Annotated in this window: 23 protein-coding genes; 12 read left to right on the top strand and 11 right to left on the bottom strand. The window is 66.9% G+C overall.

The window, feature by feature from the left end:
- Positions 1-152 precede the first annotated feature (152 nt).
- Positions 153-686 (bottom strand): YceD family protein, encoded by a 534-nt coding sequence (locus OC184_RS01375; protein WP_265505387.1) that lies wholly within the window; start codon positions 684-686, stop codon positions 153-155.
- A 118-nt stretch (positions 687-804) separates the two neighbouring features.
- Between OC184_RS01375 and OC184_RS01370 the strand changes: the two genes are divergently transcribed.
- Entirely contained in the window at positions 805-1254 is a 450-nt protein-coding gene (locus OC184_RS01370; RefSeq protein ID WP_265505385.1) for an outer membrane protein assembly factor BamE, read from the top strand.
- A gap of 3 nt (positions 1255-1257) precedes the next feature.
- On the opposite strand, the gene OC184_RS01365 is transcribed toward OC184_RS01370, so the two are convergent.
- The gene (locus tag OC184_RS01365) at positions 1258-2268 is read right to left on the bottom strand and encodes a serine hydrolase domain-containing protein (RefSeq protein ID WP_265505384.1); all 1011 of its coding nucleotides are present in this window, start codon (positions 2266-2268) and stop codon (positions 1258-1260) included.
- Positions 2269-2368: 100 nt separating this feature from the next.
- On the opposite strand from OC184_RS01365, the gene OC184_RS01360 reads away from it, so the two are divergent.
- Together OC184_RS01360 and OC184_RS01355 are read left to right on the top strand one after the other, a co-directional pair.
- Positions 2369-3100 (top strand): SseB family protein, encoded by a 732-nt coding sequence (locus OC184_RS01360; protein ID WP_265505518.1) that lies wholly within the window; start codon positions 2369-2371, stop codon positions 3098-3100.
- Positions 3101-3164: 64 nt separating this feature from the next.
- Positions 3165-3857 (top strand): CDP-alcohol phosphatidyltransferase family protein, encoded by a 693-nt coding sequence (locus OC184_RS01355; protein WP_265505382.1) that lies wholly within the window; start codon positions 3165-3167, stop codon positions 3855-3857.
- Positions 3858-3860: 3 nt separating this feature from the next.
- Here the strand turns inward: OC184_RS01355 and fucP are convergent, their stop codons facing one another.
- The 3 genes from fucP to OC184_RS01340 all read right to left on the bottom strand — a co-directional run bounded on the left by fucP (position 3861) and on the right by OC184_RS01340 (position 7267).
- Entirely contained in the window at positions 3861-5123 is a 1263-nt protein-coding gene (gene fucP, locus OC184_RS01350; RefSeq protein WP_265505381.1) for an L-fucose:H+ symporter permease, read from the bottom strand.
- A 132-nt stretch (positions 5124-5255) separates the two neighbouring features.
- Positions 5256-6797: an alanine/glycine:cation symporter family protein gene (locus tag OC184_RS01345; RefSeq protein WP_265505380.1), complete on the bottom strand. Its 1542-nt coding sequence runs from the start codon at positions 6795-6797 to the stop codon at positions 5256-5258.
- Between the two features lie 35 nt (positions 6798-6832).
- The gene (locus OC184_RS01340; RefSeq protein ID WP_265505379.1) at positions 6833-7267 is read right to left on the bottom strand and encodes a universal stress protein; all 435 of its coding nucleotides are present in this window, start codon (positions 7265-7267) and stop codon (positions 6833-6835) included.
- A 370-nt stretch (positions 7268-7637) separates the two neighbouring features.
- On the opposite strand from OC184_RS01340, the gene OC184_RS01335 reads away from it, so the two are divergent.
- The 7 genes from OC184_RS01335 to OC184_RS01305 all read left to right on the top strand — a co-directional run bounded on the left by OC184_RS01335 (position 7638) and on the right by OC184_RS01305 (position 15907).
- Complete coding sequence (locus tag OC184_RS01335) at positions 7638-9200, top strand: 2-isopropylmalate synthase (protein WP_265505378.1); 1563 nt, start codon at positions 7638-7640, stop codon at positions 9198-9200.
- Positions 9201-9368: 168 nt separating this feature from the next.
- Complete coding sequence (locus tag OC184_RS01330) at positions 9369-10403, top strand: rod shape-determining protein (RefSeq protein ID WP_265505377.1); 1035 nt, start codon at positions 9369-9371, stop codon at positions 10401-10403.
- Positions 10404-10428: 25 nt separating this feature from the next.
- Positions 10429-11367 carry a rod shape-determining protein MreC gene (gene mreC, locus OC184_RS01325; RefSeq protein WP_265505376.1) on the top strand — a complete coding sequence of 313 codons (939 nt, stop codon included), beginning with the start codon at positions 10429-10431 and terminating at the stop codon, positions 11365-11367.
- Entirely contained in the window at positions 11364-11894 is a 531-nt protein-coding gene (locus OC184_RS01320; RefSeq protein ID WP_265505375.1) for a rod shape-determining protein MreD, read from the top strand. The genes mreC and OC184_RS01320 overlap by 4 nt, the downstream gene beginning before the upstream one ends.
- A 10-nt stretch (positions 11895-11904) precedes the next feature.
- A complete protein-coding gene (gene mrdA, locus OC184_RS01315; protein WP_265505374.1) occupies positions 11905-13851 on the top strand; it encodes a penicillin-binding protein 2 in 1947 nt (648 codons plus the stop codon).
- A gap of 3 nt (positions 13852-13854) precedes the next feature.
- Positions 13855-14994: a rod shape-determining protein RodA gene (rodA, locus tag OC184_RS01310; protein ID WP_265505373.1), complete on the top strand. Its 1140-nt coding sequence runs from the start codon at positions 13855-13857 to the stop codon at positions 14992-14994.
- A 4-nt stretch (positions 14995-14998) separates the two neighbouring features.
- The gene (locus tag OC184_RS01305) at positions 14999-15907 is read left to right on the top strand and encodes a 2-hydroxyacid dehydrogenase (protein WP_265505372.1); all 909 of its coding nucleotides are present in this window, start codon (positions 14999-15001) and stop codon (positions 15905-15907) included.
- Here OC184_RS01305 and OC184_RS01300 read toward each other — a convergent pair.
- The 4 genes from OC184_RS01300 to folK are packed head-to-tail and all read right to left on the bottom strand — an operon-like array spanning position 15901 to position 19821.
- Complete coding sequence (locus OC184_RS01300) at positions 15901-16575, bottom strand: DUF2062 domain-containing protein (protein ID WP_265505371.1); 675 nt, start codon at positions 16573-16575, stop codon at positions 15901-15903. The two genes, OC184_RS01305 and OC184_RS01300, sit on opposite strands and share 7 nt — an antisense overlap.
- A gap of 43 nt (positions 16576-16618) precedes the next feature.
- The gene (locus tag OC184_RS01295; protein ID WP_265505370.1) at positions 16619-18733 is read right to left on the bottom strand and encodes a RelA/SpoT family protein; all 2115 of its coding nucleotides are present in this window, start codon (positions 18731-18733) and stop codon (positions 16619-16621) included.
- 40 nt (positions 18734-18773) lie between these two features.
- Positions 18774-19130 (bottom strand): DNA-directed RNA polymerase subunit omega, encoded by a 357-nt coding sequence (gene rpoZ, locus OC184_RS01290; RefSeq protein WP_265505369.1) that lies wholly within the window; start codon positions 19128-19130, stop codon positions 18774-18776.
- A 46-nt stretch (positions 19131-19176) separates the two neighbouring features.
- Complete coding sequence (folK, locus tag OC184_RS01285; RefSeq protein WP_322630164.1) at positions 19177-19821, bottom strand: 2-amino-4-hydroxy-6-hydroxymethyldihydropteridine diphosphokinase; 645 nt, start codon at positions 19819-19821, stop codon at positions 19177-19179.
- A gap of 76 nt (positions 19822-19897) precedes the next feature.
- Here folK and OC184_RS01280 point away from each other — a divergent pair, with 76 nt between their 5' ends.
- Complete coding sequence (locus OC184_RS01280; RefSeq protein ID WP_265505367.1) at positions 19898-20449, top strand: LabA-like NYN domain-containing protein; 552 nt, start codon at positions 19898-19900, stop codon at positions 20447-20449.
- Entirely contained in the window at positions 20446-21657 is a 1212-nt protein-coding gene (locus tag OC184_RS01275) for an MFS transporter (protein ID WP_265505517.1), read from the top strand. The genes OC184_RS01280 and OC184_RS01275 overlap by 4 nt, the downstream gene beginning before the upstream one ends.
- A gap of 407 nt (positions 21658-22064) precedes the next feature.
- On the opposite strand, the gene rocF is transcribed toward OC184_RS01275, so the two are convergent.
- A complete protein-coding gene (gene rocF / locus OC184_RS01270) occupies positions 22065-22988 on the bottom strand; it encodes an arginase (RefSeq protein ID WP_265505366.1) in 924 nt (307 codons plus the stop codon).
- A 75-nt stretch (positions 22989-23063) separates the two neighbouring features.
- On the bottom strand, positions 23064-25166 hold the full coding sequence (locus tag OC184_RS01265; RefSeq protein WP_265505365.1) for a TonB-dependent receptor domain-containing protein: 2103 nt from the start codon (positions 25164-25166) through the stop codon (positions 23064-23066).
- Between the last annotated feature and the right edge of the window lie 83 nt (positions 25167-25249).

Raw genomic sequence — 25249 nt, 5'->3', positions numbered from 1 at the left:
CGATGAACGCCGCGCCCGCAAGCCCCGAAGGCCAGGGGAGGTCGGGAAATTGCGCCGCGTTCCGCCCCCTGTCGCGCGTTTCGATATCAATTTCTCCCCCAGACGCGCGCCTTGGGCGCCATTCGGCGCGGCATGTGGCGGGGCGGCCACAGTCAGGATTCGTCCGACTTTCCCCCCAGCAGCTTGTCCAGACCCGCAAAGGGGCGGCGGGTGTCCCCGGCCTGATCATCGGGCTGGTCTGGGGACGCAAGCTCGGCCCCTGCGGCGCGCGGATATTCCGGCAGCGCCAGGCTGAGCGCCTCGACCATGATCGCGGTCAGGTCGATGAAGCTGCCAAGCGGCTCCAGCGTCTCGTCCGGCATCTCGACCTCGTCGCCCTCGGGCGCGGCGACATGGGGGGTGAATTGGATGCGCACGTCATCGCTGATGTCGCTGCGCACGGGCTTCAGCGTCACCACGCAGGGCTGCGTGACACGCGCGGCCAGCTTGCCGGTCAGCAACCAGCCGTCGTGGCCATGGGCGCGAAGTTCGCCCCGGAAATCCAGGCGCGACAGGGCGTCGATGCCCAGCTCCTCGGCCAGTGCGGCGCGGGTATCGGCGTCCGGCGCCAGATGGAACGGCGTTGGGGTGTTGGGATTCAGGTGCGCGACGCGCAGGCGCTGCGGATGCGATTCGGGTGCGGTCATGGCGGCTTTCGGGATCGTGTAGCGCGGGGCGCGGCCCGCAGATTGACATTCTTGAGCAGGGTGGCCGAGTTTGCTAGGCAGGGCGGGCCGCGTCAACCGCCCCAAGGAGATAACCCACATGGCCGCCATCAGAAGCCTGATGACACTGGCGTTTCTGGCCATCCTCGGGCTTGCCGCCTGCGCGCCGATCTATCGCAACCACGGCTATGTCCCGCCGGACGTCGAACTGGCGCAGGTCGTGCCGGGGCAGACGACGCGCGACGATCTGCCGGCGCTTGTGGGGCGGCCTTCGGCGCAGGGGCTCTTGACCGGGTCGGGGTGGTACTATGTCGGGTCGCGCTGGCGCCGCGTGGGTCCCGCCGCCCCCGAGGAGATCAACCGCGAGGTCGTCGCCATCTCGTTCGCGCCGGACGGCGTCGTCAGCAATGTCGAGCGTTTCGGGCTGGAGCAGGGCCGCGTCGTCACCCTGTCGCGCCGCGTGACCGAAGGCAGCGTGGTCGAGGTTTCGGTCATCGGCCAGCTTCTGGGCAACCTGGGCAACTTCCAGGCCGGAGACTTCATCGACTGACGCTCAGGCGGCGCGCAGGATGCTCTGCGCAAGCCGGTGCAGGTCGTCGCGATAGCCGGTGCGCGCCGACGGCTGGTCGGGGTCCGAGGTGATGGCGACGGCCAGCGCCGGCTGACCGCGCGCGGCCGGAAAGACATATATCATCTGCCCGCCATAGCCCCAGCCATAGCGGACGTCCCGCCCGTCCATCCGGCCCAGAAACCAGCCATAACCATAGCCCTGGCCGCTGAAGATGCTGGAGGTCCGGCGCTCCCAGCTGTCCTCGATCCAGTCCGGCGGCACGACCTGGCGCCCGTCCGCCTGTCCGTTCCGCGCATAGGTGGCGCCGAAAGCCAGAAGCGAACGCGTGCTCATCGCCATCTGGTTGCCGCCCAGATAGATGCCTTGGGGATCGCGGTCCCAACCGGTGATCCGGAAGCCCGGGATCGGCGCCAGCCAGTCGGCGGCGACCTCCCGCAGCGGGCGCCCGGTCACGCGCGTCAGGATCGCCGCGACAAGATGCGTCGAGGCGGTCGAATACTGCATCCGCCCGCCGGGGTCCTGCGTAAAGGGCGCGGCCAGCGCCGCCCTAACCCAGTTCGCGCTGCTGACCCAACGGCCATAGTTCGGGCCCGACTGCCTCTCCAGCCCCGCCTGCATCGACAGCAGGTTGCCGATCGTCACCTGCGCCAGCCGCGGGTCGGGATCGTCGGGCAGATCGTCCTGCAGCAGGGGGGCGATCGGCTGGCCGGTCCCCTCCAGCAGGCCGCGGTCGATGGCAATGCCCGCCAGCGCCGAGATGATCGACTTGGACGCCGACTTGATGTTCGTTGGGCTGTCGGGGGTGAAGCCGTGATACCCCTCGGCCGCGATCTCGGACCCGGTGCCGCCGTCGCCCCGCCAGACGGCGACGGCGCGCAAGGGATCAAGCCGGGCGGCCTGGGTCAGGACGGCCGGCAGGGCAGCGCGGGCCAGGCCGGGGGCGGCCAGCAGCGGTGCCGTGGCGGCGGTCAGGATCAGGGTGCGGCGGTTCATGACCGTAAATATGGCGGCAGGCGCGCCAATGCGGCAATCACGCTTGCGTGCGGGCGGGCGCGCGACTAGGGCAGGGGCGACCAAAGGAAAGGCCTTGCCCGTGACCGCGCTGGACGATCTTGCCCCGGTTCCCTTCCATGACGCCGACGCCTTGCAGCGGTCGCGGATGCTGTCCCGGCTGGCCGATACCGAGTTGGCTGTCGCGCTGGTGCGCGAACCCTCGGACGACCGGATCGAGCTGCGGATGTTCCCGCTGGAGGGGGCGCAGGTCGCGCTGGCCTGCGACACCGAGGATCGGCTGGCGGGCTTCTTCGGGCAGCCAGTGGCGTATGCGGCGATGCCGGGGCGGGTCCTTGCGGGGCTGCTGCGCGCCGAGGGGGCCGGGCTGCTGGTCAACCCGGGCCACCCGTCCGAGATGCTGCTGGACGCCGCGATGCTGGACTGGCTGACAGGCGCCCTGGCCGCCGCCCCCGAGGAGGCTGAGGCCCGGCTGCGCCTGACCGCCCCCGCGCCCGACGTGGCCCAGGCGCTGTCGGGCCCCTTGGGGCAGCGTCTGGCGGACATGCGCGGGCTGATCGCTGGCGCCGCGTTGGTCGGCGTCGCGGGCGGGCAGGGCCATCTGCTGCTGATCGCTGGCGCGCCCGCTGACCGTCACGCCGCCATCGCCAAGGCCCTGGCCGAGACGCTGGCTTTCCTGCCGCCGCAGCCGGGCGGCGTCGACATCAGCTTTTCGGAACCCTCGCCGCCGCCGGGTGCGTTGCTGTTCGACCTGACGCCGCCGCAGCCGGAACCCGAAACACCGAAACCCCCGCGCCCGCCGATCCTGCGCTGATCCGTCTGCCATATTCGGGCCTTGCGAGGTTGCGGACCGGGGGGCAACCTGCGACAAAAACGACATGCAGCTGAAATACAAAGCCCTTGCCGTCCACCTTCTGACCGCCACAGGCGCGGTCCTGTCGATGCTGGCCATGCTGGCCGCCGCCGACGAGGAATGGGCGCTGATGTTCCTGTGGCTGGTCGCGGCCTTCGCCGTTGACGGCATCGACGGCCCACTGGCGCGCCGCTACGACGTCAAGACCAACTGGGCGTCCTATGACGGCGTCCTGATGGACCTGATCATCGACTATCTGACCTATGTGTTCATCCCGGCCTTCGCGCTGTTCCAGTCTGATCTGCTGTCTGGCTGGACCGGCTGGTTCGCGATCATCGTGATCGTCTTCGCCAGCGTGGTCTATTTCGCGGACACCCGCATGAAGACGCGCGACAATTCCTTCGCGGGCTTTCCCGGCTGCTGGAACATGGTGGTGCTGGTCCTGTTCGCGGTCGAGCCGCACTGGACCGTCATCCTGGCGATCGTGGTGATCCTCAGCGTGGCGATGTTCACCAACATCAAGTTCATCCACCCCGTCCGGACCGAGCGCTGGCGCGTCGTGTCGCTGCCGGTGGCGATCCTGTGGGTGCTGTTCGCCTGCTGGGCGGCGGTGGTGGATTTCCACCCGGCCAGTTGGGCGAACTGGGGCCTGGTGCTGACGTCGGTCTGGCTGCTGCTGGCAGGCGCCGCGCAGCAGCTGATCCCCGCGCGGGGCTGAGACTCAGCGGCGCCTGCGCAGGTCGAAGACGCCGAAGGCCGCGACGACCAGGAAGCACAGCCCCGGCACCACGAAGGACAGCTGCGCCCCCTGCGCGTCCAGGATGGCGCCCTGGACCATCGGCATCAGCGCGCCGCCCAGGATCGCCATGACAAGACCCGCCGCGCCGAACTTGGTATCCTCGCCCAGCCCCTCCAGCGCGATGCCGTAGATGGTGGGGAACATCAGCGACAGGCAGGCCGACAGCGCGACCACCGCCCATACGCCGGCCATGCCCGGACCTCCGGCGGCAAACAGGCACAGACCGGTCCCGGCCAGCGCCATCCCCGCCAGCAGAAGGGCCGGGCGGACCACCCCCATCAGGCCGACCATCACGAAGCGCGAAACCAGGAACACGATCAGGCTGGCCTGCAGGTACCAGCCGGCCTGCGCCTCGGTCCCGCCAAGGGTCGCCATCGCGTACTGGATGGTGAAGGTCCAGATGCAGGTCTGAGCGGCGACGTTGAAGAACTGGGCGACGACGCCGAAGACGTAATGGCGGTTGCGCGACAGCCGCCGCAGCGTGGCGCCGAAATGGACGGCGCCGCCTTCGGCGGCCTCGCGGCGGGTCGGCATGCGGATCAGCGCGATCGCCACCCAGATTGCCAGCAGCACGAAGGCGAAGCCGACATAGGGGGTCATGACGGCCTGCAGCTCGGCCTGCTGGACGGCGCGCAACGCGCCGGCGGTCATGGCGGCGCGGTCGGCGGCGCTGGCCTGGTTCAGCTGCGGCAGGATCAGGGTCGCCGCCAGGAAGACGCCGATGTTGGTGCCGACCGGGTTGAACGCCTGCGCGAGGTTCAGGCGGCGGGTGGCGTTGGCCCCGGGGCCCATCGCCATCACGAAGGGATTGGCCGATGTCTCCAGGATCGACAGCCCGCCCGCCAGCAGGAACAGCGCCGCCAGGAAGAAGCCGAAGGTCATCGCCTGCGCGGCCGGATAGAACAGGAACGCCCCCAGGATCGCGCAGCCGAGGCCGGTCAGGATGCCCGTCTTGAACGACCAGCGGCGGTTGATGAAGGCCGCGGGCAGCGCCAGCAGGAAATAGGCGCCGTAATAGGCGAACTGCACCAGCGACGCCTGCAGCGTCGACATCGAGAAGATGCGCGAGAAGACCTGCACCAGCGGGTCGGTCATGTTGGCCGCGATGCCCCAGGCCGCGAAACAGGTCACCAGCAGCACGAAGGGCAGGCGCATGCCGGGGTGGACGAAGGGTGGGGTGGTCATCTGTTCCTCGTGGCGGCGGTCCGGGTGGTGCCCCTTGCCACAGCCTGCCGCCGGTGACCATCGTCAGGCAGCGCAAAAAGAACGGGCGGGTGCGCGCGGCATCCGCCCGTTGCCGTGCCGTCCGCCGTGGCGTCAGGCGAACTTGCGGATCTCGCCCGTCTTCAGGCGGTCCAGATAGCTGCGCGTCTCGGCCTTGACGATCGGCATCAGCAGATAGAGCGCGATGATGTTCGGGATCGCCATCGCGAAGATTGCCGCGTCCGAGAAGTCGATGATGGGCCCCAGGTTGGCCGACGCGCCGATGACCACGAACAGGCAGAAGATGATCTTGAAGATCAGCTCTTTCGTCTGCCCCTCGCCGAAGAGGAAGGTCCAGGCCTTGAGGCCGTAATAGCTCCACGAGATCATGGTCGAGAAGGCGAAGAGCACGACCGCCAGCACCAGGATATAGCGGAACCAGCCGAAGGCGCTGCTGAACGCGTCCGAGGTCAGCGCGACGCCGCTGTTGCCGGTCACCGTCTGGATCTGGTTGCCAGCCTCGTTCTGCAGGAAGAGGCCAGTAGCAGGATCGACGACAAGCTGCCCGGTGATGATGATCACCAGCGCGGTCATGGTGCAGATCACGACCGTGTCGATGAAGGGTTCCAGCAGCGACACGAAGCCCTCGGTCACCGGTTCCTTGGTGCGCACCGCGCTGTGGGCGATGGCGGCCGAGCCGATGCCGGCCTCGTTCGAGAAGGCCGCGCGGCGGAAGCCTTGGATCAGGGCGCCGATGGCCCCGCCCACGACGCCGTCGTTGGTGAAGGCCCCGACGAAGATCTGCCGGAAGGCCGTGCCGATCATGTCGTAGTTCATGGCGATGATGATCAGCGCGGTGATCACATAGAGCGCGGCCATGAAGGGGACGACCTTCTCGGTCACGCTGGCGATGGATTTCAGGCCGCCGACGATCACCAAAAAGACGATGATCGCCATGACAAGCCCGGTGATCCAGCCGGGATAATCTCCGACAACGTTGATGATCTGGGCATGGGCCTGGTTCGACTGGAACATGTTGCCGCCGCCAAAGCTGCCCAGGATGCAGAAGACCGCAAACAGCACCGCCAGAACCTTGCCGCCGGGCAGGCCGCGCGCTGCAAAGCCCTTGGTCATGTAGTACATCGGGCCGCCAGACACGGTGCCGTCGGCGTATTCGTTGCGGTACTTCACCCCCAGGGTGCATTCCGTGAACTTCGACGCCATGCCCAGAAGGCCGGCGAGGATCATCCAGAAGGTCGCGCCGGGCCCGCCGATGCCAACGGCCACCGCGACGCCAGCGATGTTGCCAAGGCCCACGGTACCCGATAGCGCGGTCGTCAGCGCCTGGAAGTGGCTGACCTCACCGGCGTCGTCGGGGTTCGAATAATCGCCGCGCACCAGGGCGATCGCGTGGCCGAAGGCGCGGAACTGGATGACGCCGAAATAGATCGTGAAGATGGTCGCGGCCACGACCAGCCAACCGACGATCCAGGGAAAGCTCGTCCCCGGAAAGTTCGAGAAGATCAGGTTGACGAACCAGCCGGTCGAGTCGGCGAAGATCTGGTTGACCGTCTCGTCGATGCCTTGGGCGCCGGCCGGCGCACCGGACAAGGCCATAAGGGCGGCGGCAATCGACGCTTTCGGAAATGCTGTCATTGTGATTGTCCCTGTTGTTCGCTTGGCCTGACCGGTCATGGCACGATCACCACAGGCACCGGCGCGACCTGCGCCAGTGTCGCCGCGACCGATCCGAAGATGCGCGAGGCAAAGCCCGAATCGCCCATGCGGCCGATGAAGATCATCGCCGCGCCTTCGTCCCGCGCGATGCGGCAGAGCGTTTCGGCGATGTGGCCATAGCGGATCGACGTTGAGACGGGGATGCCCGCTTCCTCGACGCGCTTGAGGACGGGGGTCAGAATCGCGGTCTCGGCCCGCTGCAACTCCTCGGTGCGGCGGCGGTGACGTTCCTCGACCTCGCTGGGGGTCAGAAAGCTGTAGGGCGACCATTCAAGCACATGCGCGATCAGGATACTGTCGCCTTGGGCCTGCGCGCGCGTGATGGCGAAATCGAGCGCGCGCAGCGAAGCGTCGCTGCCGTCGAACCCGACGACGATCTTGCGTGACATCGTTCCCTCATCTGTTGGTTGTCGTTCTTGTTATCGTGCCAAAAGGATAGGCAGCCGGGGTCGATCCGGCCAGCGGAAATGTGTCGCTACAATGACGCCCGATGGAATGGCAAGCACCCTGCCTGCCTATCGGGCGCGATCTGCTGCCGGTTTGGGGTTTTCAAGCGACGACTAAGGCGGCATATTCGCGCGATGACCCGGATGCGCCACATCGCCACCGCCCCGACCGCGCCGCAAGGCGCGCGACTGGCCGTGCAACTTCGCGGTCTGCTGCTTCTTACGCTGCGCTGAGCGGGTCCCCGGGCCACCGCTCAGTCAGGTCGGCGCCCGGTTTCCTACAGCCAGACATCCGTAAGAAGGACCGCATCCCATGACCGATCAGAACCGCGTCGTCATCTTCGACACCACCCTGCGCGACGGCGAACAATCGCCCGGCGCCACCATGTCCCATGCCGAAAAGCTGGAAATCGCCGCCATGCTGGACGAGATGGGCGTCGACGTGATCGAGGCCGGCTTTCCCATCGCGTCCGAGGGCGACTTTGCTGCCGTCAGTGAAATTGCCAGGCTGGCCCGGACCAGCGTGATCTGCGGCCTGGCCCGCGCGCAGATCCCCGACATCGACCGCTGCTGGGAAGCCGTGAAGCACGCCCGCCAGCCGCGCATCCACACCTTCATCGGCACCTCGCCGCTGCACCGCGCCATTCCGAACCTGGACATGGACCAGATGGCCGAACGGATCGAGCAGACCGTGACCCATGCCCGAAACCTCTGCGACAACGTCCAGTGGTCGCCCATGGATGCGACGCGGACCGAACACGACTATCTGTGCCGTGTGGTCGAGATCGCCATCAAGGCCGGTGCCACGACGATCAACATCCCTGATACCGTCGGCTATACCGCGCCGCGCGAATCGGCCGACCTGATCCGCATGCTGCTGGAGCGCGTGCCGGGGTCGGAAAACATCATCTTCGCCACGCATTGCCACAACGACCTGGGGATGGCGACCGCCAACGCCCTGGCCGCGGTCGAGGCTGGTGCGCGCCAGATCGAGTGCACGATCAACGGTCTGGGCGAACGCGCCGGCAACACCGCGCTCGAGGAGGTGGTGATGGCCATGCGGGTCAGGAACGACATCATGCCGTTCCAGACCGGGATCGACACGACAAAGATCATGGGCATCTCGCGCCGCGTGGCCGCGGTGTCGGGGTTTCCGGTGCAGTTCAACAAGGCGATCGTCGGCAAGAACGCGTTCCTGCACGAAAGCGGCATCCACCAGGACGGCGTTCTGAAGAACGTCGAGACGTTCGAGATCATGCGCCCGGCCGATATCGGCCTGACCGAAAACAACATCGCCATGGGCAAGCATTCGGGCCGCGCCGCCCTGCGCGCCAAGCTGGCCGACCTGGGTTTCGAGGTGGGCGACAATCAGCTGAAGGACATCTTCGTGCGGTTCAAGGCGCTCGCCGACCGCAAGAAGGAGGTCTATGACGAGGACATCGTCGCGCTGGTGCTGGACGCGGCCGCCAACACCGACGACGACCACCTGCAGGTCAAGCACCTGCGCGTCGTCTGCGGCAGTGACGGTCAGTCGGCCGAACTGACGATGATCGTCGACGGAGAGGAAAAACGCGCCGAAACCTCTGGCGACGGCCCCGTCGACGCCTGCTTCAACGCTGTCCGCCAGATCTTCCCGCACGAGGCGCGGCTGCAGCTTTACCAGGTTCATGCCGTGACCGAGGGGACCGACGCCCAGGCCACCGTCAGTGTCAGGATGGAGGAGGAGGGCCGCATCGTCACGGGCCAAGCCGCCGACACCGACACGATCCTGGCCTCGGTCAAGGCCTATGTGGGGGCGCTGAACCGGCTGATCGTGCGCCGGGCGATGACCGCCAAGGGCAGCGACGCCAAGCAGATCAGCATGTATTCACACTGATCTGTTGCAAGAAGCCGTCATCGCGCAATCAACACGCGCATGGGGCTTTTCCGGTGCCGCGCGTGGCCTTATACGGGGCCACGCCTGCACGGGCGATTCAGGGCGAATGGCCCTTGCGGGACCTCAGAACAGGGTAGGCCGGAGAAACCGGCGCGAAAGGATACGGGCATGGCATTCGGCGGTTTGTTTTCGACCGACATCGCAATCGACCTCGGGACGGCGAACACGCTGATCTATGTCAAGGGCAAGGGGATCATCCTCAACGAGCCGTCGGTCGTGGCCTACCACGTCAAGGACGGCAAGCGGCAGGTGCTGGCCGTGGGCGAGGATGCGAAGCTGATGCTGGGCCGCACGCCCGGCAGCATCGAGGCGATCCGCCCGATGCGCGAGGGCGTCATCGCCGACTTCGACAGCGCCGAGCAGATGATCAAGCACTTCATCAAGAAGGTGTTCAAGCGCACGACCTTCAGCAAGCCGAAGATCATCGTCTGCGTGCCGCACGGCGCGACACCCGTTGAAAAGCGCGCAATCCGCCAGTCGGTCCTGTCGGCCGGCGCCCGCAAGGCGGGCCTGATCGCCGAACCTATCGCGGCCGCCATCGGCGCCGGCATGCCCATCACCGAACCCACCGGCAGCATGGTCGTCGACATCGGCGGCGGCACGACCGAGGTTGCGGTGCTGTCGCTTGGTGACGTGGTCTATGCCCGGTCCGTCCGCATCGGCGGCGACCGCATGGATGAGGCGATCATCAACTATCTGCGCCGCAACCAGAACATGCTGATCGGCGACAGCACCGCCGAACGCATCAAGACCAGCATCGGCACCGCCCGGATGCCCGACGACGGGCGCGGGGCGACGCTGATGGTGCGCGGACGCGACCTGCTGAACGGCATCCCGAAGGAGATCGAGATCAGCCAGGCGATGGTCGCCGAGGCGCTGGCCGAGCCTGTGCAGGCCATCTGCGAGGCCGTGATGGTCGCGCTGGAAGCGACGCCCCCTGACCTGGCCGCCGACATCGTGGACCGTGGCGTGATGCTGACCGGCGGCGGCGCGATGCTGGGTGAGCTGGACCTGGCGCTGCGCGAGCAGACGGGCCTGTCGATCAGCCTGGCCGACCAGCCGATGAGCTGCGTCGCGCTCGGCACCGGCAAGGCGCTGGAATTCGAAAAGCAGCTGCGCCACGTCATCGACTACGACAGCTGATCCGACCGTCCGGAGGGCCGCCAGAATGGCGCGCAATGGCCCCGATTTCGCAACCCCCGTCCGGCGCGTCCTGATCGCGCTTCTGGCGCTGGCGCTTCTGGCGTTGTTCCTGTTCTGGCGCATCGACAGCCCGCGGGCCGAGATGATGCGCACCGCGCTGATCGACCGGATCGTGCCGCGGTTCGAATGGGCACTGGTGCCGGTGACGCAGGTGTCGCAGATGGTGTCGGGCTTCCAGAGCTACGCGCGGCTTTACGAACAGAACCAGGAACTGCGCCGCGAACTGCAGCGCATGACCGCCTGGAAGGAAGCCGCCGTCCAGCTGGAGCAGGAGAACTCCAAGCTGCTGGCGCTGAACAATGTCCGCATCGACCCGGCGCTGACCAGCGTGACCGGGGTCGTGCTGGTCGACAGCGGTTCGGCTTTCCGCCAGTCGGTCCTGCTGAACGTTGGCGCGCGTGACGGTATCGTCGAGGGCTGGGCCACGATGGACGGGCTGGGCCTTGTCGGCCGGATCGCCGGCGTCGGTCAGCGGATCAGCCGCGTCGTGCTGCTGACCGACCCGTCATCGCGCCTGCCGGTGACCATCCAGCCGACCGGCGAACGCGCGCTGCTGACCGGCGACAACACGCCCCTGCCGCTGCTGGAGTTCATCGAGTCGGGCGACAACGTGCGGCCGGGCGACCGCGTGGTCAGTTCGGGCGATGGCGGGGTGTTTCCGGCGGGGCTTCTGGTGGGGCAGGTGGTGCAGGGCGGCGACGGCCGGATGCGGCTGCGCATGGCGGCCGATTATGAACGGCTGGAGTTCCTGCGTGTCCTGCGTTCCCACCCGGCCGAGGCGGTCGTCGACAGCGATGCCGTCATCCGCCGCGGCAGCGAGGGCTTCATCGGGCCCCGGCTGCCCGAGTCTCCGGTCGCGGCGGCATCCGCCACCGACGCGTTGAACCCCGGCACAGCGCCATGATCCAGCTGCCGACCCGCAGCTTCGTGCTGGGCACGCTGGTTTTCCTGTTCGCGGCCTGGGCGCTGCTGTTCCTGCGGCTTCTGCCGCTGACGCAGGGTTTCATGGGCTGGCCGGGGCCAGACATGGGCTTGGCGCTGATCCTGGCCTGGGTATTGCGCCGGCCCGATCAGCTGTCGGCGCCCGTGATCGTGCTGGCCGTCCTGGTCGAGGATGTCATGCTGATGCGCCCCTTGGGCCTTTGGACGGCGATCGTCCTGATCGGGTCCGAGGCGGCACGATTGCGCGAGCCCCGTTGGCGCGACCAGCCATTCATGGTTGAATGGATCGGGATCGGCGTTCTGATCGGGCTGATGATGCTGGGTTACAGGGTCACCCAGGCGCTGTTCATGCTGCCCGTTGCGGCGCTTGGGCAGGTGATCCTGCAATACCTGGCGACCGTGGCCGCCTATCCCGTCGTGATCTTCCTGGCGCGCTGGCTGATCGGCCTGCGCAGGATCAGGCACGGCGAAACCGGCCGAACGGCATGACGAGGGCGACATGAAGAAGACGCAGCGCGACATCGTCGACAGCAATCGCCGCATCACCCGGCGCGGCTTGATGCTGGCGGGCATCCAGATCGCCACCGTGACGACTCTGGCGCTGAAGCTGCGCTCGATGCAGCTGGATCACGCCGAGGAATATCGCACGCTGGCTGATGGCAACTCGATCAAGATCCGGCTGCTGCCGCCGGCGCGCGGGTTGATCCTGGATCGCAACGGCCTGATCATCGCGGGCAACGAACAGAACTATCGCGTGACCCTGACCCGAGAGGAGGCGGGGGGCGACGTCGAGCCGGTCCTGCGCCGACTGGCGCAGCTGGTTCCGATGCCCGAAAGCCGCATCGACGAACTTCTGGAAGAGTTTTCCAGGCGCTCGGCCATCACGCCGATCGTCCTTGCCGACCGGCTGAGCTGGGAGGAGTTCAGCGCCATCGCGGTCAACGCCCCCTCGCTGCCCGGTGTGACGCCGGAATCGGCGCTGTCGCGCGCCTACCCGCGCGCCGGCGATTTCGCCCATGTCATGGGCTATGTCGGTCCTGTCAGCGACTATGACCTGTCCAAGATCGAGGACCCGGAGCCCGTCCTGCTGCTGCCCGACTTCCAGTTGGGCAAGATCGGCGTCGAGGGTCGGCTGGAGGAGGTGCTGCGCGGCAAGGCCGGTGCCCGCCGGGTCGAGGTGAACAGCACCGGCCGAGAAATGCGCCAGCTGTCCCGGCAAGAGGGCGAACAGGGCGCGGCCGTCCAGCTGACCGCCGACGCTGCGCTGCAGAATTATGCAGCGCAGCGCATGGGCGAGGAAAGCGCCGCGGCCGTCGTCATCGATTGCCAGACCGGAGAGCTGGCCTCGATCTGCTCGTCCCCCAGCTTCGATCCGAACAAGTTCGTGCGCGGGATCTCCAGCGCCGATTACCGGGCGCTGATGGATCATGACCACCGCCCTTTGGCCGACAAGACGGTGCAGGGCGTCTATCCGCCGGGATCGACCTTCAAGATGGTGACGCTTCTGGCGGGGCTGGAGGCCGGTGTCATCGACGCCGGCAGCCGTTACTTCTGCCCCGGCTATACCGAGCTGGGCACCCGGCGCTTCCACTGCTGGCGGCGCGGCGGGCACGGGACGGTCGATGCGGTGAAAAGCCTCGAGGAAAGCTGCGACGTCTATTATTATGAACTGGCGCAGCGCGTCGGCATCGACCGGATCGCCGAGATGGCGCGCAAGCTGGGGCTGGGGACGCGCCACGACCTGCCGATGTCGGCCGTGGCCGAAGGCATCGCGCCGGACCGCGAATGGAAGCAGGCGCGTTACGGGCAGTCCTGGCAGATCGGCGACAGCCTGAACGCGTCGATCGGGCAGGGTTATGTGCTGGCCTCGCCACTGCAGCTGGCGGTGATGACCGCACGCATCGCCTCGGGGCGGCGGGTCGATCCGCAGCTGATCCGGTCCATCGACGGCGTCCGCCAGCCGGTGCCGGACTATCCGCCGCTGGATATTGCCGAAAGCTCTCTGCGCGTCGCGCGGGCGGGGATGGACGCGGTCATGAACAGCGCCCGCGGCACGGCCCGCAATTCCCGCATCGCGCGCGAGGATTGGCGCATGGCAGGCAAGACCGGCACCAGCCAGGTGCGCAACATCACGGCCGCCGAACGGGCGCGGGGCGTCATCTCGAACGACCAGCTGCCGTGGGAGCGTCGCGACCACGCGTTGTTCGTCTGCTATGCACCGATCGAGGCGCCGCGCTATGCGGTGTCGGTGGTGGTGGAACACGGCGGTGGCGGATCGGCCGTGGCTGCGCCCATCGCGCGTGACATCCTGCTGTTCGCGTTGAACGGCGGGCTGCCGCCGCCCGATGCCGTCCCGTCTGACCAGCGCGCCGCGATGGAGGCCCGCCACGAGGCCATGCAGCTCTACACGCCCGAGCCGCCGCGCCCGGGCCGCAGCAGGGCCTGACCAATGTCCTATCTCGATTACCAGGTGGCGCAGGTCCCGACCGGGTTTCGCAAGATCCTCTATATCAACTGGCCGCTGGTCGTGCTGGTCGTGGCGGTCTGCTGCATCGGGTTCCTGATGCTCTACTCCGTCGCGGGCGGCGTGCTAGAAACATGGGCCGAGCCGCAGATGTATCGCTTTGCCGTCGGCATGGTGATCATGCTGGGGCTGGCCTTCGTGCCGATGTGGTTCTGGCGCGGGATCTCGGTCGCGGCCTATGTGGTCTGCTTCCTGATGCTGGTCGCGGTGGACCTGTTCGGCACCATCGGCATGGGCGCGCAGCGCTGGATCGACATCGGGCCGGTGCGTGTCCAGCCGTCCGAGTTGATGAAGATCGCGCTGGTCCTGCTGCTGGCGGCCTATTACGACTGGCTGGACCTGCGCCGTGTGTCGCGACCGATCTGGGTGCTGATCCCGGTCGTGCTGATCCTGGCGCCGACGGCGCTCGTGCTGATGCAGCCGGACCTCGGGACCTCGATCATGCTAATCGCCGGCGGCGGGATCGTGATGTTCGCGGCCGGCGTGTCGCTTTGGTATTTCGGGGCGGTCATCGCCGCCGGCGTGGGCCTGGTGGCCGCGGTCATGAAAAGCCGCGGCACCGACTGGCAGCTCTTGAAGGACTATCAGTTCCGCCGCATCGACACCTTCCTCGACCCAAGCGCCGACCCGCTGGGGGCGGGCTACAACATCATCCAGAGCCAGATCGCCCTTGGCTCCGGCGGATGGTCGGGGCGCGGCTTCATGCAGGGGACGCAGTCGCGGCTGAACTTCTTGCCCGAAAAGCACACCGACTTCATCTTTACCGTCCTGTCCGAGGAATTCGGGTTCATCGGGGCCTTCTCGCTCCTGACGCTCTACATGCTGATCGTGGGGTTCTGCCTCTATTCGGCGCTGTCGAACCGCGACCGCTTTGCCAGCCTGATTACCATCGGGATCAGCGGGACGTTCTTCCTGTACTTCTCGATCAACATGGCGACCGTGATGGGTCTTCTGCCCGCCAAGGGTTCGCCCCTGCCGCTGGTCAGCTATGGGGGGACGTCGCTGATGATCCTGATGCTGGGGTTCGGCCTGGTGCAGGCCGCCCATGTCCACAGGCCGAGGTGACCCCATGCAGATCCGGTTTTCCGCCAGCGATGAGGCCTGGAGCAGATGGGCGCCTGTCCTGCGCGCAACGCTGCCCGAGGCTTGGCTGTCCCGCGACGGCGATCCCGCCAGCTTCGACGCGATCATCTATGCCCCAGGCGGCGACATCACCGACTTTGCCCCCTATCGCAACGTCCGGCTGGTCCAGAGCCTCTGGGCAGGGGTCGAGCGGATCGTGACCAACGACACGCTGACCCAGCCGCTGGCGCGGATGGTCGATCCGGGGCTGGCGCAGGGCATGGCCGAATACTGCACGGGCTGGGCGATGCGGGCGCATCTGGGAATGGACCGCTATGCCCAGGACGGGGTCTGGCGGAACGAGCTGTCGCCGCCCTTGGCGACCGATCGAACGGTAACGATCCTCGGCATGGGGGAATTGGGGCGGGCGACCGCAGCCATGTTGCGCGGCATCGGCTTTCCCGTCACCGGCGTCAGCGCATCGGGGCGCCCAGTCCAGGGCGTCACGGTCCATCCGCTGGCCGATCTGGACCCGGTGCTGGCGCAGGCGTCGATCCTGATCTGCCTGCTGCCCGACACCCCTGGCACGCGCAACCTGCTGGATGCGAAACGGTTGGCGATGCTGCCCCAGGGCGCTTGGGTCATCAACCCAGGCCGCGGGACCCTGATCGACGATCAGGCCCTGCTGGAGGCGCTGGACCGGGGGCGGCCGGGTCATGCCGTGCTGGACGTCCTGCGGACCGAGCCGCTGCCGGCGGGTCATTCGTTCTGGGCGCATCCGGGCGTCACCGTCACGCCGCATATCGCGGCCGAGACGCGCCCCGAGACCGCCGCCCCCGTCGCGGCCGAGAACCTGCGCCGCGCCATGTCGGGCCGCCCGGTCATGAATCTGGTGGACCGCGCAAAGGGTTATTGACCTTTGTCGGGCGGAGGGGCGTCGCGTGCCGCCCGTGCGCGCGCCAGCTCGGCCAGACGGTCCGAGGCGCGGGCGATCCGGGTCGCCATCTGCTTTTCCCGCCGGCGCTGATAGGCCAGGAAGACCGGCACCGTCAGGTAATGGGTCGCGATGGACACGACCAGGCCCAGGATCGTGCCGCCGACCACATAGGGCCAGAAGATCTGCCAGAAAAAGTCCTGAAGCCTGACCCAATGCGCCACCTCGGGGCCGAAGACCGACTGGACGTTGTGCCACAGCTCGCTCGTGGCCTGGGTGAATTCGCGGAAGATGAAGTTCGGCGACAGTTCTCCTTTCAGGCCCAGGATGTGGCGCCCCAGTCCCACCGAGACCAGCGCGATGAAGGGCAGCGTCACCGGATTGCCGACGAAGGTTGCCAGAAGCGCCGCCAGGATGTTGCCGCCGATCAGCCAGGCGACCGCCGCCGCCGACAGGAAGTGAAACCCGAAGAGCGGCGTGAACGAGACGAAGACCCCTGCCGCCACGCCGCGTCCGATCCGGTGCGGCTGGTCGGGGAGGCGGCGCAGCCGGTGAACGACATAGGTTCCGGCGCGTCGCCAGCCCCCGCGCGGATAGATCATCTCGCTGGCCATCTGGCCGTAGCTGCGGGGTTTACGGCGCTTGAACACGAAGGGCACCCGATGCGGTTGTGACTGCGGGCTGTATCGCCCGTCAGGGTTTCAGCGCCGGGTCCCGGACGCGGGACACCTGGGCGACATCGCTTTCCGCCTCGAGCGCGGTCAGCAGGTTGTGCAGATGTTCCTGGTCACGCAGTTCGACCTCGATTTCGATCCGGTAGAAGTCCGGCTTCCTTGCAATGAATTCAAGGTTCGAAATATTCGCCCCTTGCGCGCCGATCAAGGTGCAGATGCGACCCAGCACACCGGCGTCATGGCGGATCGTCAGGTTGAGCACAGTGGAATAGGCCGCCGGGTGGCGCCCGTCTCGCCACTGGATGTCCACCCATCGGTCGGGGCTGTCCTCAAACTCGGCCAGGACGGGGCAGTCGATGGCGTGGATCACGACGCCCGACCCGCGATAGGTGATGCCGACGATGCGTTCGCCCGGCAGCGGGTTGCAGCAGGGGGCACGCTTGAAGTTCGCGTCGGCCTCGAGGCCCGCGAAGGGACGCTTGCCGTCGATCTCGTCCTGGTGGTCGGCCAGTTCGGGATAGAGGACGTTCAGCACCTCTTTGGCGGAATTCTCGGCGCTGCCGATCCGGGCCAGCAATTCCTCGGCAGAGGGCAGGCCCATCTGCTTGGCAGCCGTCCGCAGCGCCTTGTCGGTCACCTTGCGGCCGACATGTTCGAAGCTGACGCGCACCAGTTCGCGGCCCAGCCTGATGAAGCGGTCGCGGTCCTCCTCGCGCAGGGACCGCCGGATGGCGGCCTTGGCGCGGCCGGTCACGACGATGTCCAGCCATGTCGATTGCGGACGCTGACCAGAGGCCGCGATGATGTCCACCGACTGGCCGTTCTTCAGCCGCGTCCACAGCGGCACGCGGATGCCGTCGATCTTGGCGCCGACACAGGAATTCCCCAGCCGCGTGTGGATCGCATAGGCGAAATCGATGGGCGTCGCGCCGCGCGGCAGCTGCATCACGTCACCCTTGGGTGTGAAGCAGAAGACCTGGTCCTGGTACATCTCGAGCTTGACGTGTTCCAGGAACTCGTTGTGATCCTCGGTGTCGAAGCGGTCGGTCAGCTGCGTAATCCATTCCGCGGGATCGACCGCGAAAGGGTTCCTGGTCCGCACGCCGTCGCGATAGGCCCAGTGTGCGGCGACGCCGGCTTCGGCCACCTCGTGCATCTGGCGGGTGCGGATCTGCACCTCGACCCGCTTGCCGTCGCGGCCCGACACGGTGGTGTGGATCGACCGATAGCCGTTCGACTTGGGCTGGCTGATATAGTCCTTGAACCGTCCCGGCACAGCCCGCCAGCGATGATGGATCACGCCGAGCGCGCGATAGCAGTCCATCTCGGTCCGGGTGATGATGCGAAAGCCGTAGATGTCGGAAAGCCGCGAAAACGCCAGCTGCTTTTCCTGCATCTTGCGCCAGACGCTGAAGGGCTTCTTTGCGCGGCCGAAGACGTCGGCGTCGATGCCTTCTTTTTCCAGCTCGGCGCGGATGTCGGCGGTGATTTGGCCGATGATGTCGCCGCTGTCCTTCTGCAGGCTGACGAAGCGGCGGATGATCGAGCTGCGGGCCTCGGGGTTGATGACCTTGAAGGCCAGATCCTCAAGCTCTTCGCGCATCCACTGCATGCCCATGCGACCGGCCAGCGGCGCATAGATGTCCATCGTCTCGCGGGCCTTCTTGACCTGCTTTTCGGGGCGCATCGACCGGATCGTGCGCATGTTGTGCAGCCGGTCGGCCAGCTTGACCAGGATCACCCGCATGTCGCGCGACATCGCCATGAACAGCTTGCGGAAGTTCTCGGCCTGCTTGGACTGCGCGCTGGACAGTTCCAGATTGGTCAGCTTGGTGACGCCATCGACCAGATCGGCGATCTCGGCGCCGAACATGGCCGAGACCTCGTCCTTGGTCGATCGCGTGTCCTCGATCGTGTCGTGCAGAAGGGCCGTCACGATGGTCGCGTCGTCCAGCCGCATTTCGGTCAGGATGGCGGCGACGGCGATGGGGTGGGTGAAGTAGGGCTCTCCGGAGTGGCGGAACTGCCCCTCGTGCATCCGCATGCCGTATTCGTAGGCATCGCGGATCAGGGTCGCGTTGCTGCGCGGGTTATAGTTCCGCACCAGCGCCAGAAGGTCCTCGACGTCGATCATGATGCTGCCGAAGACCTCTGTTCGTTGCCTGCGAAAAGGATCAGCCGCGCTGGTTGGCTTCCAGCATCATGCGCAGCATCCGTTCCTCGGATTCCTCGTCGGCGGGCTTGGGGCGGTCCACCTCGGCGCCCAGAAGCAGCGCCATCGCGTCTTCCTCGGGCTCGTCGACCTCGATTTGGGTCTGGGTGGATTCGATCATCCGCTCGCGCAGCTCGTCCACGGGCTGGGTTTCCTCGGCAATTTCGCGCAGGGCAACCACCGGGTTCTTGTCGTTGTCGCGGTCGACGGTCGGCGCGCTGCCGGCCGTGATCTCGCGGGCGCGATGCGAGGCGAGCATCACCAGATCAAAGCGGTTGGGAACCTTGTCGACGCAGTCTTCAACCGTTACGCGGGCCATGGATCACCTGTGCAGTTGCGAATCGGACATTCGGGGCGAAAACGGACTAGTGTTCGCTTGGGCGCCGAATGTCAAGGTCCGCAGCAGGCAGTGGCGCCATGCCTGCCAGAGCTTTGGGACCCAACTCCGTCAGCATCTGGGCCACGGTACGGCCGGTCAGCGGGTGCCGCCATTGCGGCGCGATCTCGGCCAGCGGGGCGAGGACGAAGCCGCGGTCCTGCAGGCGCGGATGCGGCAGGATCAGGCGGTCCGGGGTCAGCGTCTGCTGCGCGGCGAAGTCCAGGTCGATCCACTGCCGCAGGTGGTCGACATCTGGCAGGACCAGGTCGTCCATCGCGATCAGGTCCAGGTCCAGCACCCGCGCCGACCAGCGCCCGCCAGACCTGTCGCGGCCAAGCCGGGCCTCGATCCGGTGCAGGCAGGCCAGCGTCTCGTCAGCTGTCAGGTCGGTGCGGGTCGTCGCCACGGCGTTGACATAATCGGGGCCGCTGCCCGCAGGAACGGCAGGAGTCCGCCAGAACCGGCTGAGCGCGGATATTGAAATGCCGGGGACACTATGCAGAATATCGAGGGCCGCCTGCAGGGTCCCCCTTGGGTCCTGCTGCGACAGAGGAAGGTTGGCGCCCAATGCAACGATACCAAAAGACAGCTTAACCAACTCTTTCTCCTCTATAATACAGTTGCAAGGCACCGGACAGGTCGCGCGGGCCCCTCACCCTGGCATTCTGCCTCGCCTTGCAAGAAGAACTCCGACAAAGGCAACACAGATGTTTTACAAAGACGACAGATTGGCGATCTTCATTGACGGCGCCAACTTATATGCGGCGTCGAAGGCGCTTGGCTTCGACATCGACTATAAGCTGTTGCGCCAGGAGTTTGACCGCCGTGGCAAACTGATGCGGGCTTACTACTATACCGCTCTGGTCGAGGGCGAGGAATATTCGCCCATCCGCCCGCTGGTGGATTGGTTGCATTACAACGGCTTCTGCGTGATCACCAAGGCGGCCCGCGAATATACGGACACGGCCGGACGTCGCAAGATCAAGGGCAACATGGACATCGAGCTGACGGTGAACGCCATGGAGCTTGCGCCGCATCTTGACCACGCGGTGCTGTTTTCCGGCGACGGCGACTTCCGCCCACTGGTCGAGGCGCTGCAGCGGCAGGGCGTGCGCGTGTCGGTCGTGTCGACCATCCGCAGCCAGCCGCCGATGATCGCGGACGACCTGCGGCGCCAGGCCGACAACTTCATCGAACTGGACGCGCTGCGCGACATCATCGGCCGCCCGCCGCGCGAGCCGCAGCAGGTCGAGACCTGACGGCCCCGGCCGCCGGACGCTGGAGGGCGCTGGCGCTGATCTGCGCCGGCGTCATCGGCGCCATGGCCTGCTGGTTTTCCACCACCGCCATCGGCCCTGATCTGGCGCGCGTCTGGCAGCTGTCACCGGCGCAGGCGGGGTGGCTGACGAATGCGGTGCAGATCGGCTTTGTCCTGGGGGCGCTGGCGTCGTCGGCGGTCAACCTGCCCGACATCCTGCCGATGACGCGGCTGATCACAGCATCCGCCCTGCTGGCTGCCGCAGCCAATGCGGCCGTGCTGCTGCAGCCCGATTTCGGCGGCCTGCTGCTGGCGCGGCTGGTGACCGGCGTGGCGCTGGCAGGGGTCTATCCCCCGGCGCTGAAGCTGATGGCGACGTGGTTCGTGACCGGGCGCGGTCTGGCGATGGGCCTGCTGGTCGGTGCGCTGACGTTGGGGTCGGCGATGCCGCATCTGCTGCGGGCGCTTGGCGGCGAGCTCGACTGGCGCATCGTTGTCGCTGGGACCAGCATCGGCGCGCTCAGTTCGGCGGCGATCTTCGGACGTGCCGTGGCCGAGGGGCCGCATGGGTTCGCGCGGGCCACCTTCGATCCGCGCCAGACGCTGCGGGTGCTGGGCGACCCGCCGCTGCGCCTAGCCACGGTCGGATACTTGGGCCACATGTGGGAACTCTATGCGATGTGGGCGTGGTTCCTGACCTTTGCCCTGGCCGCGGGGCAGGCGGGGTCGTTGCCGGTCAACGCCTCGGTCCTGACCTTCCTGGCCATCGCGTCGGGCGTCTTCGGCTGCGCGCTTGGCGGCTGGTTGTCGGACCGCATCGGGCGGTGCTGGACGACGACCGGCATGATGGCAGTGTCAGGGATCTGCGCGGCGCTGATCGGGCTCTCTTGGGGCGGTCCGGGATGGCTGCTGGCGCTGATCGCGGTGGTCTGGGGCATCAGCATCATCGGCGACAGTGCGCAGTTCTCGGCCGCCGTGACAGAGCTGTCGGATCGCCACCTGGTCGGCACGGCGTTGACGCTGCAACTGGCGCTTGGTTTCGCGCTGACGGTGCTGGCGATCTGGATGATGCCGCATGTCGCGACCATGCTTGGCGGGTGGCGGTGGGCGTTCCTGGCGCTGGTGCCGGGTCCGGCCGTCGGGGCATGGGCCATGCTTCGACTACGCGGACTGCCGCAGGCGGCGGGCCTGGCCGGTGGGCGGCGCTGAGGCCGCCCGTGGGGCATGGTGCGGACGGCGGGACTTGAACCCGCACTTCCATACGGAAAACAGATTTTCGTACCACTTCGGCTTTCGCCGCCGGGCTGGCCCGTTCGTGGTCTGGACTATCCCTTCGCCCTAGCCGCTGGCCTTAGGCGCCGCCCGTCTAGTCTCTACACCTTCCCCGGCGGGCCGGGGCTTGGCTCGGGATCGGCACGGGCGAACCCAGAGCTTTCCCCGAATTTGAGCGGTTCTGCACCGACGGTTTCCCGCACGGGCACTCCAATTGTCAAAGTCTGCTGCGTCTACCGATTTCGCCACGTCCGCGTGACCGGTCCAGCATATCGCAGGTGGCGCGGGTGGCGGCAAGCCCGACCATGCGTAAGCGCTGCAAAACTCCGCCCGCAGAGGACAGGTCAGCCATAGCTGCGGGTCGGGCGGTCGAAGACCTTGCGGCCCATCAGGCTGCCGACCAGATCGACCATCAGCTTGGCCGTGCGGCCCCGTTCGTCGAGGAACGGGTTCAGTTCCACGAGGTCGAGCGAGGTCACCAGATCCGATTCGTGCAGAAGCTCCATCACCAGATGGGCCTCGCGGAAGGTGGCGCCGCCAGGTACGGTGGTGCCGACCGCGGGCGCGATGGACGGGTCGAGGAAATCCACGTCCAGGCTGACATGCAGCAGGCCATCAGCCGCCCTGACGCGGTCCAGGAAGGCGCGCAGTGGCGCGACGATGCCCTGTTCGTCCAGCACCCGCATGTCATTCACGGTGATCTCGGTCGGCTGCATCGCAGCCAGTTCGGCGGGATCGACGCTGCGAATGCCGAACATGCAGATGTTCTCGCCGGGAATGGGGGCCGGGAAGGGCGGGAACGGGTCAAAGCCCGCAAGGCCGCTGGCATAGGCCATGGGCGTGCCGTGCAGGTTCCCCGAGGTGGTGCTGGCGACAGTGTGGAAATCGCTGTGCGCGTCCAGCCAGATCACGAACTGCTGCCGGCCCTGCGTCGCCGCATGGGCCGCGACCCCTGCGACCGTGCCAAGCGCCAGCGAATGATCGCCGCCCATGATGATCGGCATGCCGTGGGGCAGCGCCGCCGCCGTCGCGGCCGACAGGGCGCGGGTCCAGGCGATGGTCTCGGGCAGGTGGTGAACGGCAGCGTTGTCGCAGGTCTCCCCGCCCTTCGCGGCGGGGGTGACGTCGCCGCGGTCCTCGACGCTGTGGCCGAGGGCGGTCAGGGTGCCGGCAAGGCCGGCGGTGCGATAGGCGGCGGGGCCCATCAGGCAGCCGGGGCGGCGCTGCCCCTCGTCGACGGGGGCTCCGATCAGGATGCAGTGGGTCATCGGGATCTCCGGTTGCGGATCAGGCCCGAGTAAACGCGCCCGGCCGGGGGAAGTCCACCGGCCGGGCGCCCGGCGTCAGAATTCGGCGGTCAGGCCCAGCCAGAGCCTGCGGCCTTCCTCGACCGTGTTGAACTCGCTTTCGCGGATCTCCTTGTCGAAGAGGTTGTAGACCGCCACATTGACCGTGGCGGTGTCGGTCAGGGCATAGTTCATGCCCAGATCGACAGTGCCATAGGCGCCGTACTTGCGCCCGGTCTGGCCGTTGATCTCGATTTCGCGCCCGTTGTCGCCGATCCGCAGCCCCGAGGCGATCTCGCTGCCATGATAGGTTGCTGTTGCCCAAGCATCCAGCCCCTGTACCGGCGTCATCCAGTCCAGCTGCAGGCTGGCCATGTGCTCGGGGGTGCGCGCCAGAGGAAAGCCCGCGAAATCGCCGGTCTTCTGTTCCGAATCGGTATAGGTATAGCTGGCCCGCAGCGAAACCGAGGACGTGACATCCCAGTCGCCGGTCAGCTCGAGGCCAGTGATCTCGGCCCTGTCCACGTTGAAGTTGCGGAAGATGTCGTAGTAGTAGAAGGCCCCGTCATCGGCCTCATAGCGCGGGCCATCGGTCCATTTCTCGTCCGTGCGGATCTGCTTCAGCTTGTTCTTGAAGCGTGTGTGGAAGGCCGTGGCGCCCAGGCTGTAGGTGCCGCCGTCATATATGCCGCCGATCTCGACGTTGACGGTCTCCTCGGGGTCAAGATTGCCGTTGCCCAGGATCACGCCACAGCTGGGGGCGCGCGGGGTGCCGTCGTCCTCGACGACCGACCGGCACCTGCCGCCGCCGGTCGTGTAGGCATAGCCCGGCGTGATCGTGCGAATGTCCGGCGCGCGATAGCCTGTCGAGATCCCGCCCTTGATGGTCAGGGCCGTCGTCGCGTCCCAGACGCCATAGATGCGGGGCGTGACCTGGCCGCCATAGTATTCGTGGTCGCTGAAACGCGTCCCCAGTGTCAGCGCGAAGTCGTCGCGCAGGCGCCATTCGTCCTCGGCGAAGACCGCCCATTCGTCCAGCGACAGCTTCTCGTCGAAGCGGTCCTCCGGCTCCAGGTCGGCCTGCGCCCCGGGGTTCTGGTCGTTGATCGTCGTGCGGCGGAACTGCCCGCCGAAGGTCAGCTGGTGGCGGCCCCGCCAGTCGAAGGGCATTGTCGCCTTGGCATCCAAGACCAGGTTGCGCACCTCGGGTGAGCGGATGTCCTCGACGATCTCGCCGGTGTCCTCGCTGGGGCCGAAGGACTTGCGCTCGCCGATCTCTTGCGACAGGGCCAGCTCGGTCTCCATGGCGCCATAGTGGCCGTTGTGCGTCAGCGACCAGTGGTCGCGCAGGTGGTCGCGATAGGCCTCGGTGCCGTATTCCTCGCTGGTGATGCGCGTGCGACCGGCCTCGGCACGGATCTCGTTCCGGTCGTCGATCATCCAGGTCAGGCGCGCGCCCAAATCGTAATCGTCCGACCCCGCCGGTCCGGAGGGGATTGCCGATCCGTCCTGGTCGAACTTGCGGCCCCATATCTGCAGGCCAAGCCTGTCGGCGACCAGCGGACCCGAAGTATAGAACGACGTCTGGCGGCTGTTCTCGAAGCCTTCGCTGTCCTGCAGTGTCGTCTCGACCGACACCGACCCGGTCCATGTATCGCTGACCCGCTTCGTGATGATGTTGATGACCCCGCCCATTGCGTCCGAACCATAGAGCGAGGACATCGGACCGCGCACGATTTCGATCCGGTCGATGGCGCTGGCGGGCGGGATGAAGCTCTGCTCGTAACCGGAGCTGCCGTTGGTGCGGGCGTCGCGCGTGTTCTGGCGCTTGCCGTCCACAAGGATCAGCGTGTACTGGCCGGGCAGGCCCCGGATATAGATGTCCTGTTCGTTGGCGATGCCGGTGGTGACGACGCCCTGGACGCCGCGCAGCGCATCCGTCAGGTCGGTGATGTTGCGGCGCTGAAGTTCCTCGCCCGAGATGACCGAGATGCTGGCGGGGGCGTCGGCGATGTTCTGTTCGAACCCCGAGGCGCTGACGACGATTTCCTCAAGCGCGATCGGCTCGGCCTCTTGCGCAAAGGCAGGCCCGGTCAGGGCGGTCAGTGACAGAAGGGCGGCGCGGCCGGCCAACCGGCGCGGTTTGATCAGGACAGGCATGTCGTGCTCCGGGAAAGAAAGGAATTTCCTGCCTGGGAGCACAGCCAGAGGGATCAGCCGGTTGCCTGGGTAATTCTGTCGGG

This window comes from Paracoccus rhizosphaerae (assembly GCF_026162645.1).
GTDB classification, from domain to species: Bacteria; Pseudomonadota; Alphaproteobacteria; order Rhodobacterales; family Rhodobacteraceae; genus Paracoccus; species Paracoccus rhizosphaerae.
This window is presented reverse-complemented; position numbering and strand designations above follow the sequence as displayed.